At 69.3% G+C, this 13,090-nt stretch carries 11 protein-coding genes; 7 read left to right on the forward strand and 4 right to left on the reverse strand.

What is annotated here, in order from left to right:
• Nucleotides 1-2: 2 nt before the first annotated feature.
• Entirely contained in the window at nt 3-1,268 is a 1,266-nt protein-coding gene (locus ACODSY_RS17425; protein WP_488953053.1) for a serine hydrolase domain-containing protein, read from the reverse strand.
• A gap of 120 nt (nt 1,269-1,388) precedes the next feature.
• Nucleotides 1,389-2,195 carry a PEPxxWA-CTERM sorting domain-containing protein gene (locus ACODSY_RS17430; protein WP_488953054.1) on the reverse strand — a complete coding sequence of 269 codons (807 nt, stop codon included), beginning with the start codon at nt 2,193-2,195 and terminating at the stop codon, nt 1,389-1,391.
• Between the two features lie 341 nt (nt 2,196-2,536).
• Between ACODSY_RS17430 and ACODSY_RS17435 the strand changes: the two genes are divergently transcribed.
• The 6 genes from ACODSY_RS17435 to fabA all read left to right on the forward strand — a co-directional run bounded on the left by ACODSY_RS17435 (nt 2,537) and on the right by fabA (nt 8,299).
• The gene (locus ACODSY_RS17435; protein WP_488953055.1) at nt 2,537-3,037 is read left to right on the forward strand and encodes a VOC family protein; all 501 of its coding nucleotides are present in this window, start codon (nt 2,537-2,539) and stop codon (nt 3,035-3,037) included.
• Nucleotides 3,038-3,080: 43 nt separating this feature from the next.
• Nucleotides 3,081-4,415, forward strand: coding sequence for a PA2928 family protein (locus tag ACODSY_RS17440; RefSeq protein WP_488953056.1), 1,335 nt, complete (start codon nt 3,081-3,083; stop codon nt 4,413-4,415).
• Between the two features lie 96 nt (nt 4,416-4,511).
• Nucleotides 4,512-5,975 (forward strand): sensor histidine kinase, encoded by a 1,464-nt coding sequence (locus tag ACODSY_RS17445; RefSeq protein ID WP_488953057.1) that lies wholly within the window; start codon nt 4,512-4,514, stop codon nt 5,973-5,975.
• A gap of 101 nt (nt 5,976-6,076) precedes the next feature.
• Nucleotides 6,077-7,069: an SDR family NAD(P)-dependent oxidoreductase gene (locus tag ACODSY_RS17450; protein ID WP_488953058.1), complete on the forward strand. Its 993-nt coding sequence runs from the start codon at nt 6,077-6,079 to the stop codon at nt 7,067-7,069.
• An 83-nt stretch (nt 7,070-7,152) separates the two neighbouring features.
• On the forward strand, nt 7,153-7,776 hold the full coding sequence (locus ACODSY_RS17455; protein ID WP_488953059.1) for a TetR/AcrR family transcriptional regulator: 624 nt from the start codon (nt 7,153-7,155) through the stop codon (nt 7,774-7,776).
• A complete protein-coding gene (fabA, locus tag ACODSY_RS17460) occupies nt 7,769-8,299 on the forward strand; it encodes a bifunctional 3-hydroxydecanoyl-ACP dehydratase/trans-2-decenoyl-ACP isomerase (RefSeq protein ID WP_488953060.1) in 531 nt (176 codons plus the stop codon). The genes ACODSY_RS17455 and fabA overlap by 8 nt, the downstream gene beginning before the upstream one ends.
• A 7-nt stretch (nt 8,300-8,306) precedes the next feature.
• Here fabA and ACODSY_RS17465 read toward each other — a convergent pair whose 3' ends face one another.
• Complete coding sequence (locus tag ACODSY_RS17465) at nt 8,307-8,579, reverse strand: hypothetical protein (RefSeq protein WP_488953061.1); 273 nt, start codon at nt 8,577-8,579, stop codon at nt 8,307-8,309.
• A 128-nt stretch (nt 8,580-8,707) separates the two neighbouring features.
• Nucleotides 8,708-10,951: a catalase/peroxidase HPI gene (gene katG, locus ACODSY_RS17470; RefSeq protein ID WP_488953062.1), complete on the reverse strand. Its 2,244-nt coding sequence runs from the start codon at nt 10,949-10,951 to the stop codon at nt 8,708-8,710.
• Between the two features lie 315 nt (nt 10,952-11,266).
• Here katG and ACODSY_RS17475 point away from each other — a divergent pair, with 315 nt between their 5' ends.
• Nucleotides 11,267-13,063 (forward strand): CIA30 family protein, encoded by a 1,797-nt coding sequence (locus ACODSY_RS17475; protein ID WP_488953063.1) that lies wholly within the window; start codon nt 11,267-11,269, stop codon nt 13,061-13,063.
• Nucleotides 13,064-13,090 lie beyond the last annotated feature (27 nt).

The following is a 13,090-nucleotide window of genomic DNA, read 5'->3' on the forward strand; positions in this document are numbered from 1 at the left end:
CGCTACTTCACCAGGGCGTCGTAGATCCACGCGCGGTTCTTGCGCTGGTAGTCCATGGCCAGTTCGCGGGCCTGGACCATGAAGACCATGAAGACGTCGTTCTTCGGGTCGACCCAGAATTCAGTGCCCGCGATGCCCCACCACGAGAAGGTGCCCTTGCCGGGCCGCTGGAGCGTGTCGTCGTTGACCAGGCTGAAGCCCAGGCCGAAGCCCATGCCGGGGCCGGGGAAGAACAGGCCCGCCTTGCGGATCTCGGGCGTGGTCTCGTCCTGGCGCATCCGCAGCAGCGTCTCCTTCTTCAGGATCCGCACGCCCTTGTACTCGCCGTCCCCGGCCAGCATCAGCACGAAGCGCAGGTAGTCCTCGGTGGTCGACGACATCCCTCCGCCGCCCGAGAGGTAGGGCGTGGGCTTGGCGTAGTCATAGTAGACCCCGCCGCCGCCGTCGTTCTTGGCTTCGGCGAACCGCGCGCGCTTGGCCTCGGGCTGCCAGAAGGCGGTGTCGGTCATGCCCAGGGGGCCGGTGACCCGCTCCTTGACCAGGACGTCCAGCGTCTTGCCGCCGGCCACCTCGACCACGGCGCCCAGCACGTCAGTGGAGTGCGAGTAGTTCCAGGCCGTCCCCGGCTCGGCCTTCAGCGGAAGCTTGGCGATCAGTCGTGCGTACTCGCGCGCCGTCAGGTCGTTCCGGTATTCGCCGCCCGCGGCCCAGGCCTTGGAGATCGGCGCCGTCGGGGTGATGAAGCCGTAGATCAGCCCCGAGGTGTGGCTCATCAGGTGGCGCACCAGCATCGGCTTGGTGGCCGGCGCGCTGGAACCGTCCGCCTGCCACACCACGAGGTTGGCGTACTCGGGCAGGTACTTCGACACCGGCGCGTCGATGTCCAGCTTGCCCTCCTCGACCAAGGTCATCGCCACGACCGAGACGATCGGCTTGGTCATCGAGAACACACGGAAGATCGTCTCGTCGCTCACCGGCGTCGCCTGGCCGGGGCCCTGCACGCCGAAGCCTTCCTGGAACGCGACCTTTCCATGGCGGCCGACCAGCAGATAGGCGCCGGCGATCTTGCCGCCGGCCACGTCGGCCTTCAGCCCTTCGCGCGCCAGCGCCAGCTTCGCGGGGTCGAAGCCCAGGGCCGCCGCGTCGCCCTTGACGATCGACGAGGCCTTGGGGTCGACGCTTTTCGGCGCGGCATCCGCCGCCTGCGCGCTCATCAAAGCGGCCAGCACCACGGCCGCGCCGCGCGCGCCCAGGAACCTGTTCAGCATGAGACGATGTCCTCCCCGTCGGGATTGATGCCGTCGTTTGCCGGCTGCGGCAATTCCACACGAAAGAACGCGGCGGAGGCGCCCCCGCCGCGTCCATCGATCCCGCCGGGTGCGAAGGCCTCAGGCGACCGCGAACTGCCGCCGCCGGCGCAGGGCCGCGCCGGTGAGGCCGAAGCCGCCGATGATCAGGGCCCAGGTGCTGGGTTCCGGCACCGCGCCGCCCTCGATCGGCCAGCCGATAGCGAAGGTCTGGTGCTGCGGGCTGCGGGCCTGGTCGGTGATCGTGTAGACGCGGTCGTTGGCGTCGGCGAGCACCGTATAGTTCCCGGTCTTATAGTCGTTGAAGTAGGTCTGGTATTGGCTGAACTGCGCGCCGTTCAGGTTGGCGTTCAGCACTGTGATGGTCGCGTTCGGGTTCGCGACCTGCCAGATCGCCGCCTGGATCGCCGCTGTCCGCATCGACGTGTCGTAGTCGTTCGGGTTGCCCTGGTGCAGCAGCCAGCCGGTATCCACGAGGTTGGTGATCGCGGTGATCTGCCCATCGCTGAGTTCGTTCGCCGGCGCCGTCGGTCCGTAGTTCGTGTAGAGCGGCTGTCCTGCGTCGCCGTAGGTCGACGTGTACGTGTAGTTGAGTGTCTGATTGATGTACATGTCGTGGAAAATGTCGATGCAGAAGCCGTAGATATAGTAATCCGAGGCGTTGAACCCTGCGGACGTGCCGAAGTCATTCACACGGAACGTCACGCCGTTCGAATATGCGTTGCCGAAGCCCGAGATGTTCGCTTGGAACGTCGTGTTCATGGTTGCATATTCGACGTAGATATTCTGCGTCGCTGCCGCCGGCGTCGCCATGGCCATCATCGCTGTGGCGATCGCGGCGCCCGCCGCGGCCTTCGCGCCCGAGGCAATCGTATCGAACCTGAACATAGTATCCCCCTAAAACCCAATGCGGCGATCGTCATGCACGTCTCGTGCAAGCTCGCCATGGATCCCCATCCATTCGCCGTTAGCTATTCGGTGGCGAACGGCGATCGGCAAGTGAGTGCACGTCTCAGGGGAATTCAGGCGAACCGGCGCGGGAACTCAGCGGGTCTCTTGGCGATGTCCTGCCGCCAGTGGCGCCGTGTTCGATGTCGACTTGCGAACACACGCGACGATTCAGGTCTGATCCTGAGTCTTGGCTCGGCGCCGCGGCTCTGCAATTCCGCAGACTTGTGCGGCGGACACGGCAATTCCGGACGGCGCGCGAGGGGCGTACGCCTTCCTTCATGACCGAGCGCCTCCACCACATGGCCTTCCGCTGCCGCGACAGCGAGGAAACCCGCGTCTTCTACGAAGAGGTGATCGGACTGCCCCTCGCCGCCGCCTTGCCTATCGAGGCCTCGGCCACCGGCCGGGCCGTGCGGGTGATGCACACCTTCTTCCAGCTCAAGGACGGCAGCTTCGTCGCCTTCTTCGAGGTTCCGGGCGCGCCGTTCGAGTTTCGCGACCAGCACGACTTCGACCTGCACATGGCGCTCGAGGCCGACCAGGAGGACATAGACCGCGCCACGGCCGCCGCCCGCGCGCGGGGCGTCGAGGTGCGCGGCCCGTCCGAGCACGGCTTCATCCGCTCCACCTATTTCCGCGACCCGAACGGCTATGTGGTCGAGCTGGCGCTGAAGACCCACATCCACGACAGTTTCGAGGCCGAGGCGCCCAAGGCCGCCCACGCCATCCTCGCTGCCTGGCGCGCCCGCACCGCCGAGCTCGCCGCGCAGGAGGGCTAGCCTCTACAGCTTAGCCGTGATCCGCTATGGGCGGGGAGGGGCGATGTCCGAGCCGATCGTGCAGACTTGGCGCAGGCGCAACTTCATGCGCGCCTTGCCGGGCCGTCTGCGCCTCATCCTCGGGATCCTGGCCGTCCCCGCCGTGATCGCCGCGGTGGTCTGGTTCTTCATGGCGAGCGGCGGCCTTGTGCCCAGCCCCGCCAGCGTCCAAGGGCCGCCCGTGCGCGCCGCCGTCGCGGGGGCGGGCGACCGCGTCTTCCTGATGACCAGCCAGTGGCGCACCTACCGCACGGGCCGGTCGTCGACGGGCACGAGCTATACCCGCCTCTTCGTCGATGTCTGGGGCTTCGACGCTCGCACGGCGAAGCCCGTCTGGCGCCGCCGCCTCGTGGACGACCGCCGGGGCGTGAACATGGGCCGCGAGATTCTGGGCGTGCAGGGCGGCGTCCTCTGGCTGTTCGACGGCAAGCAGCTCCTCGGCCTCTCTCCCTCGGATGGCGCCGTCATCGCCGACGCCGCCTCGCTCGAGGCGGCCAATCCTGCACTGAAGGGCGTGACGCCCACCGAGCTGCGCTACATCCGCTTCGACCCCCAGGGCCTGTCGTTCACAGCCGCCGACGGCCGCGACTGGCGCCTGACGGGCCAGGGGCCGGCCACCCGTCCCGACGGTCCCCGGCTGAGCCTCGACGCCCAGCGCGCAGCGCCCCAGGCCGGCATCGCGCCGCGCGCCCGCATCGCCGGCGGCAATGGCACATGGGCCTTCTACACCCGAGGCATCGGCGTCAACGGAACCATGTGGCTAGGCCTGCTCGCCGAGCCGGAGGTCGTGGGGTTCCGCGACCAGGGCGCGATCGGCGGCGTTGATCCCGAACGTTATCCGCGCACCCGCCTCTGGACCGCCCGCATCGGCCGGAAGGAGACGTTCTTCGGCCCGCGACCCACCTTCGCCAACTTCAAGCCCCTGCCCGAGAGCCCGGAGTTCCTGACCGCCGGACTCTTGCAGGACGGCCGCTGCTGCCACGAGACCCCGATCCTGCTGTTCAAGCCCGACAGCGTGTTGGTCCTCCACCGCGATCGCCTGGGGGAGGGCAGTCGCCTGCGGCTCACCCGCGTCACCGGCCCGCGCGGCAAACCGGCGTGGACGGTCGACCTGCCGGCCGACGCCCTGGAGGCAGTGATGCCGGGCGAGGGCGCGGTCGTGCTTCTGGGCCGCCGCGACGAGCCGCCGCTGTTCCCCAGCCGCCGCTCCAGCACGCGGCCCGACAGCGTCGATCAGCTTATCTCGGTGGACCTGGCCACCGGCGCGCTCGGCGTCTACGGCTTCCGCATTGCCCCCACGGAGCCGGACGATCTGCCGGAGTCCTCGACGAAGCCCTAGGCGCCGGAGCGCATTGTCGCGGGGCGGCGTCGCCGCATGGCGCGGGCTGCGGCCTAGGTGTAGCGTCCGGGTCCCCCCACCGGCCTTCGAAGACCTGTGTCCGACCTGCGCTCGAAAATCCCGGCCGATCCCCCCGCGGCCGCCGCACAGCCGGCCGCCAATCCTGGCGTCTACACCGCCCTGACCCAGGCGCCGTTGGGCGTGGCCATTTTCGATCGCGAGATGCGCTACCTGGCGGCCTCCAGCCGGTTCCTCGTCGACCAGGGCCTGCCGGGCGACACGCCGCTGATCGGGCGGCGGCACTATGACGTCTTTCCCGCCATCCCGCCTCGCTGGCGCGACCTGCACGCCCGCGCGCTGCGGAATGGCGAGGCGTTCAGCCACGACGCCGACCCCTACATCGACCAGGACGGCAAGGTCGAATGGATCCGCTGGTCCCTGCAGCCCTGGCGCGAGGGCGAAGGCCGTATCGGAGGGTTGATCCTCTATACCGAGGTCGTCACGCAATCGGTGGAGGCCCGCCTGCGCCTGGAGGCGGCCGAGGCCCGCTACCGAGCCGTCTTTGACCAGGCTGCCGTCGGCGTGGCGCGTGTCGCCGCCAGTGGGCGGTTCCTTGAGGTCAACGATCGGTTCTGCGCCATCACCGAGTACGATCGGCCCGAACTGCTCGCGCGTCGCTTCCAGGACATCACCCATCCCGACGACCTGACCCCCGACGTCGCCCAGGCCAATGCGCTGCTGTCGGGCGCCATCACGAACTACTCCCGTGAGAAGCGCTACCTGACCAAGGCGGGGGGCACGGTGTGGATCAACCTCACCGTCTCGCTGGTGCGCACCACCGATGGGGCTCCCGACTACTTCGTCACGGTCATCGAGGACATCACGCCCCGTAAGCAAGCGGAGGCGGAGCAGGAGCGCTACCAGGCCCAGCTGCGCCTGATGATCAACGAGCTGAACCATCGAGTGAAGAACACGCTCGCGACCGTCCAGTCGATGGCCGCCCAGGCTCTGCGCGGCGGCGCTGACCCCGCCACCGCCTACCACCGTTTCGAGGCCCGCCTGATGGGTCTGGCCGAGGTGCACGACGTCCTCACCCGCGAGAACTGGCATGGCGCGGCGCTGCAGGAGGTGGCCGAGCGGGCGCTGCGTCCGTTCGCCGGCGCGCCCCTAGCCGAGCCGCCGTCCGGCCAGATCCGTGTGGAGGGTCCCGCCGTTTGGCTCCAGCCGCGCGCCGCCCTGACCATGGCGCTGGTGCTGCACGAACTGGCCACCAACGCGGTGAAGTACGGCGCCCTATCGCGCGAGCAGGGCCGCGTCGTCCTAGGGTGGACCTTCGATTCCGCCGCCGAGCGCCTGCGCCTGTCCTGGCAGGAGAGCGGCGGCCCGCCGGTCAGCCCGCCCACCCGCCGCGGCTTCGGCTCGCGTTTGATTGAGCGGGCGATCAAGAGCGAACTCCAGGGCCAAGCCTCCATGACCTATGACCCAGAGGGCTTCGTCTGCATCATGGACGGCCAGCTCCCGAAGCGGGAGGGGATGCTGAACTTGCTGGACGGGCTGTAGCGCCGGCGTCTGCGTACCGTTCGCGCCGGCCGCGCGCGCCTTGCCTCTGCCCCAGCGGAAGCGCCTAACCTCCCGCCAAACGGACATCGGGAGGACAGGCCATGAAGGACTTCGCCGGCAAATTCGCCGTCGTCACGGGCGGCGGCACGGGCATGGGCCGCGAGCTCGCCCGCCAACTCATCGCCGAGGGCTGCAGCGTGGCCATGTGCGACGTCTCCGACCGCAACATGCAGGAGACCATCGCGCTCGCCAAAGCGGACGGCGTGCCCCAGGGCGCCAAGATCACCGCCCATGTCGCCGACGTCTCGGACGAGGCCGCGCTGGTCCGCTTCCGCGACGAGGCCATGGCCGCCCACGACATCGACCGGCTGCACCTGCTGTTCAACAACGCCGGCATCGGCGGCGGCGGTTCGATGGTCACCGACGACCGCGTCGAGTGGGAGCGCACGTTCAACGTCTGCTGGGGCGGGGTCTACTACGGCGTGCGCACCTTCCTGCCGGCCCTGATGGCGGCCGACGAGGCGCACATCGTCAACACCTCCTCGGTCAACGGCTTCTGGGCCAGCCTGGGCCCGCACGTCTCCCACACCGCCTACGCCGCGGCGAAGTTCGCGGTGAAGGGCTTCACCGAGGCGCTGATCACCGACCTGCGCCTCAACGCCCCGCACGTGAAATGCTCGGTGGTCATGCCCGGCCACATCGGCACCGCCATCGCCGGCAACAGCCGCAAGGTGATCCGCGGGACGGAGGACGACTCCCTCAGCCCCGAGGAACTAGCCCGCGCCCGCCAGCGCATCGGCCGCATGGGCATGGACGCCGCCGCGATCCCCGACTCCGCCATCCAGGCCATGGTCGCCGAGCAAGCGCGCCGCTTTCTGGAGGACGCGCCCATGACCGCCGCGGCCGCCGCCAAGGTGATCCTCGACGGCGTCAAGGCTGAGCGCTGGCGCATCCTGGTGGGCGACGACGCTCAGAAGATGGACGCCCTAGTCCGCGCCGATCCCGAGAACGCCTACGAGCCCGCCTTCTTCGAGGTCCTCGCCAAGGAAGTCGGCTGGCAGCTCAACGGGATCGTCTCCAACCAGCCGAAGTAAGGTCTCTCGCCGAGCTCTACGCGCGCCTTGCCGTGGCCAGGACGTCCCCTTAAATTGAATTCAATTCAATAGGCGGACATCTCATGGCCATCCCGAAGATCGGCACACCCGAGCGCCTGATCCGCGCCGCCCAGGAGGAGCTGATCCACACCCACGGGCTGCTGGAGATGCAGGCGGTCGCCAAGCGGGCGAGGGTGTCGGTGGGACTGGCCTACCATCACTTCGGATCGAAGGCGGGTCTGATCGCCGCCGTGGTCGAGGCCTTCTACGACCGGCTGGAGGAGGCCGCCTTCAGCCCCGCGAACCTCACGGCGCCCGACTGGGCAGGCCGCGAGAAGGAGCGGATCGCCGCCTACATCGCTTTCCACTACGACCATCCGTTCGCACCGCTGGTGGTGGGGCCGCTCAGCCGCGCGGCCGAGGTTCTGGACGTCGAGCAGGCCTTCACGCGCCGCCAGCTCGCCGCCGGCGCCTACAACCTCCGCGCCGGCCAGCGCGCGGGCGTCATTCCGCCAGACCTCGACCCGCGCCTGACCATCGCCCTGATGATCGGGGGCATACGCCAGGCGCTGATCGGCGCCCTGACCAGCGCCCATCGCCCCGACCCCGCCGAGCTCACCGATAGGATCTGGGTGTTCGTGGCGAACGCGCTGCGCCTGCCGCCGGGCGCGGCGGTCTCCAGCAAGGACCTGCAACGCCATGGCTGATCCGCACGCCTTCCACACGCCGCAGTCCAGCTACACGAAGGACGAGCTGCTGCGCTCGAGCCGGGGCGGCTACTTCGGCGCCGGCAACGCCCAGCTTCCCGCACCGCCGATGCTGATGATGGATCGGATCATCGCCATCACCGCGGACGGCGGCGAGTTCGGCAAGGGCCAGGTGGTGGCCGAGCTGGATATCGTCCCCGAGCTCTGGTTCTTCGACTGCCACTTCCCCGGCGATCCCGTGATGCCCGGCTGCCTGGGCCTCGACGCCATGTGGCAGATGCTGGGCTACTGGCTGGGCTGGTCGGGCTCGCCGGGCAAGGGCCGGGCCCTGGGCGTCGGCGAGGTGCGGTTCCGCGGCGACGTCACGCCCGCCACCCGCCGGGTGCGCTACGAGGTCGACCTCCGCCAAGCGCGGCGCGGCCAGCTGGCCGTAGGCGTCGCCAACGGCCGCCTGTTCGCCGACGAGACCTGCGTCTACTGGGCCACGGATCTCAGGGTCGGGATGATCCGACCCCAGGACTGACACCCCATCAGGGCGGCGGGCCGTTGGCCGGATCGCGGATGGTCTGCAGGACCTGCGCTTTCTCCAGCAGATCGCGGTCGTCGATCGCCCGCTGCTGGGCGTCGCCGGGCCGGGTGCAGATCTTGGTCTTCAGGCGGCTGCCCAGCACGGTCTCCTTTCGGCAGACGATCCCGTCCTTGTCCGGCTTTCCGGCATGGACCTTGGCCGGCAGCGCGGGCGCGGTGAACGAGGCGACTGGCGCGGTGGCCTGGAACAGCGCGGCGAGCATCAATGCGATCATGCGGACCTCCGTGGGAGCGCCAAGCCTCCCATGTCCGCACACTGCCTCAGTCGCGACGGGCTCGCGACGTCGATGCGACGGGCGGTCCGATGACGACGCCGAAGGCGTGCGCCGTCATCGGTGATGCCCTATGCCGCGCGGCGCCGTTGGACCCGGGGCAGGTCGAACCGGTCGGCGTTCATGACCTGGGTCCAGGCCGCCACGAAGTCGTGGACGAACTTCGGCCCCGCGTCGGCCGCTGCGTAGACCTCGGAGAGCGCGCGGAGCTGCGAGTTCGAGCCGAAGGCCAGGTCGGTCCGGGTTGCGGTCCAGCGTTCCTGGTTGGTCTTGCGGTCCGTGCCGACGAAGACCTCGTCGCCGCGGTCGTCGACTTCCTTCCAGGCCGTGCCCATGTCGAGCAGGTTGACGAAGAAGTCGTTGGTGAGCTGGCCCGGGCGATCCGTGAAGACCCCGTGCTTCGACCCGCCATGGTTGACGCCCAGCACCCGCAGGCCGCCAACCAGCGCCGTCATCTGCGGCGCCGAGAGGCCCAGCAGCTGGGCGCGGTCGACGAGCAATTCCTCGGTCGGCACGCTGAAGCGGCTCTCAAGGTAGTTGCGGAACCCGTCCACGCGCGGCTCGAGTACGGCGAAGCTATCGGCGTCGGTCTGCTCGGCCGTGGCGTCGGCCCGACCGGGCGAGAACGGTACGATGACAGGGTGGCCGGCGTCCCGCGCCGCCTTCTCGACGCCCGCCGCGCCGCCCAGGACGATCAGGTCGGCGAGCGAGACCTTCTTGCCGCCGGGCGCGGCGCTGTCGAAGTCGGACTTGATCTTCTCCAGCACGCCCAGAACGCGGGCGAGTTCGGCGGGCTCGTTGACCTTCCAGTCCTTCTGCGGGGCGAGGCGAATGCGCGCGCCGTTGGCGCCGCCCCGCTTGTCGGACCCGCGGAAGGTCGAGGCCGAGGCCCAGGCGGTCTTCACGAGGTCCGACACGGAGAGGCCCGAGCCCAGCAGCGTGGTCTTCAGTCCGGCGATCTCACCGGCGTCGATCAGCGGGTGGTTCACCGTCGGGATCGGGTCCTGCCAGATCAGGTCCTCCTTAGGGACCTCCGGGCCGAGGTAGCGCGCCTTCGGCCCCATGTCGCGGTGGGTCAGTTTGAACCACGCGCGGGCAAAGGCGTCGGCGAACTGGTCCGGGTTTCGATAGAAACGCTCGGAGATTTCCCGATACTTCGGGTCCATCTTGAAGGCCATGTCGGCGGTGGTCATCATCGTCGGAAGGCGCTTGTCGGGGCTGTGGGCGCCCGGCGCCATGTCTTCCGGCTTCTGGTTGATCGGTTGCCACTGCTTGGCCCCGGCCGGGCTGCGGACCAACTCGTACTCGTACTCCAGCAGCATCCGGAAGTAGTTGTTCGTCCATCGGATCGGCGTGGGCGTCCAGGCGCCTTCGAGGCCGCTGGTGATGGTATGGTCGCCCATCCCGCTCTCGTGGCCCGATTGCCAGCCCAGACCCTGCTGGGCGATGTCGGCGCCTTCGGGCTCGGCGCCCACCTTGGCGGCGTCGCCGGCGCCATGGCACTTGCCGAAGGTGTGGCCGCCGGCGGTCAGCGCGACGGTCTCCTCGTCGTTCATGCTCATGCGCGCGAAGGTTTCGCGGATGTCCCGCGCGGACTTCAGCGGGTCCGGCTCGCCGCCCGGGCCTTCCGGGTTGACGTAGATCAGGCCCATCTGGATGGCCGCCAGCGGGTTCTCAAGCGCCCGGCCGGATTCCGTGTCGATACGCGTGAGGTTGCCTTCCTGGCCCACCCACTGCTCCTCGGTGCCCCAGTAGATGTCGCGCTCGGGCTCCCAGACGTCCTCGCGGCCGCCGCCGAAGCCGAAGACGGGTCCGCCCATCGACTCGATGGCCACGTTGCCGGCCAGGATCATCAGGTCGGCCCAGGAGAGTTTCGCGCCGTACTTCTGCTTCACCGGCCACAGCAGGCGGCGCGCCTTGTCTAGGTTGGCGTTGTCCGGCCAGCTGTTCAGCGGCGCAAAGCGCTGCGCGCCCGACGAGGAGCCACCGCGGCCGTCACCCGAGCGATACGTCCCGGCGCTGTGCCAGGCCATGCGGATGAAGAACGGGCCATAGTGACCGTAGTCGGCCGGCCACCAGGGCTGGCTGTCCGTCATCAGCGCGGTCAGGTCGCGCTTCACCGCGGCGTAGTCGAGGCTGGTGAACTCCGCGGCGTAGTCGAACCCGTCGCCCATCGGGTCGCCGGTCACCCCGTGCTGGTGAAGGATGTCGAGCGAGAGCTGGTTCGGCCACCAGTCGCGATTGGTTCTGCCCAGGAGCGTGCGGAGCGCTGCCGGCTCCTTCCGGGGATCGTGCAGTGGGCTGGCGTCGTCCATGAGGTGTTCCTCCTGAGATCCTCCCCCAAGTCGGGCGACCCTAGGCCCGCGCCGGGGCCGGGGGCAAAATGAAAGGTCCTATGTCGAAGAACGGGAAAATCTATGGGCGGCCCCGAGGGCATGGCGCGAGCCGGGCGGAGGGGCGGATCGATCCTCAGGCCCAAATCCGCCCACACCCTTTGTGCCCGTCCCCCTTGCCCCATCGCGCTAGGGGGTCGAAATTCGCTGAGGATGCTAAGGGACGCTGAGGTTTCGCCGCGCTCGTTCGTTCTTGATTGGAGTCGGGCGGCCTGGGCGGCCATGGGGGAGTAGGGCGTGGCGTATCGGTGGGGACGGGTGCGTGTCGTAGCGGCGCTGGCCGCGGCGGCGATGATCGGGCAGGCGCAGGCGGCGGCGCCCAAATCCGACACGACCGCCATCATGGGCGCGACGGTCTTCGACGCGACCGGTGCGGCGCCCCATGTCGCCAACGTCATCATCCGCGACGGCCGCATCGCCGAGGTCGGTCCGGACGCCAGGGCGCCGCGCGGCGCGACGGTGATCCAGGCCAAGGGTAAAGCCCTGCTGCCCGGCTTCTTCGACCTGCATACCCACTGGACGCCGGGCGGGCAGCCCGCCGTGGCCCCGCCGATCGCGGCAGCCTACGTCGCGTCGGGCGTCACAACCGTCAACGATTTCCACCAGCCGCCCGAGGCCTACGAACCGCGCCGGCGATGGCTGGGGACGCTGACCACGCCGCACGTGAACTTCACGGCGCGCATCTCGACCCCAGGTGGGCACGGCGCCGATTGGGCCGACGAGGCGACCACGAAGTGGGTCAGCACGGCCGAGGGCGCGCGGGCCGCGGTGCGCGGGCTGCTGCCTTACAAGCCCGACGCCATCAAGGCGTTTGCGGACGGCTGGCGCTATGGCGCGGGTCCCGACAATTCCAGCATGGACTACTGGACCCTTTCGGCGATCGCTGACGAGGCGCACAAGAACAACCTGAAGGTCCTGACCCACACTGTCACCGTCGAGCGCGGCAAGGTGGCCGCGCGCGCCAAGGTGGACGTGATCGCCCACAGCCTGCAGGACCGTGAGGTCGACGACGAGGTCGTGGCGCTGATGAAGGCCAACGGCACGGTCTATGCGCCGACCCTGGCGGTCTACGAGCCTGTCAAGCCGGGCCAGACCGCGCCGGCCAATCCGGACGCGCGCCTGCAGAACGCGCAGAAGAAGTTCGGCTACGCCCTGCACAATGTGAAGGTGCTGCACGACGCCGGCGTGCCGATCGCGGTGGGCACCGACGCGGGCATGCCCGGCACGCCCCATGGCGCGGCGACGCTGCGCGAGATGGAGCTCCTGGTGCAGGCAGGGCTGACGCCGACGCAGGCGCTGATGGCCGGCACTTCGAACAGCGCCCGCGCCATGGCGGAGATCGCCGACCGCGGCACCATCGAGAAGGGTAAGCGCGCCGACCTGGTGCTGATCGCCGGGACGCCCTGGACGAACATCGGCGACATCCGCAAAACCGAGCGGGTGTTCATCGACGGCAAGGCGGTGTTTGGCCCCGGCGTGAAGCCGACGCCGGCGGACGGGCAGATGTCGATGCCGGCGATCAAGGCCAGGGCGCTGGTGGACGACTTCGAAGGCGTGCTCGGGCGAACCCGGCTGGACACCTTGCGCCTGGACGACATGGACGGCGGCCACGACCGCTCGGTGCAGGTGAGCCAGGTGACGGTGCGCAGCGGCTCGGACCACGCGCTGCTGCTGGCCGCGAAGATGGCCCAGAAGGAAGATCCCAGCGCCGGGGTGCTGCTGCCCCTCAGCCGCGGCTCGGTAGAGCCGGTGGACGCCAGCGCTTTCAAGGGCGTGCGCTTCGAGGTGCGCGGCGATGGCGGCGAGTATGCCTTTACGGTGGGGACGCAGAGCGGCCGGTGGCGCGCACCGATCAAGGCTGGGCCCGAGTGGACGAAGGTCGAGATTCCGTTCTCCGACCTGAAGCGCGTGCCAGGCCGCGGCGCGGCGACAACCGGCTGGACCGGCGCCGACCTGACCGACCTCGGCTTCAGCGGCGGCCGGGCAGCGGGCGAGCGGCTGTGGCTGCAGGTCGACAATGTGAGCTTCTACTGACGCGCCGCGGGCCGGTGACGTGGGTCT

It is taken from the genome of Phenylobacterium sp. FG114, assembly GCF_057809855.1.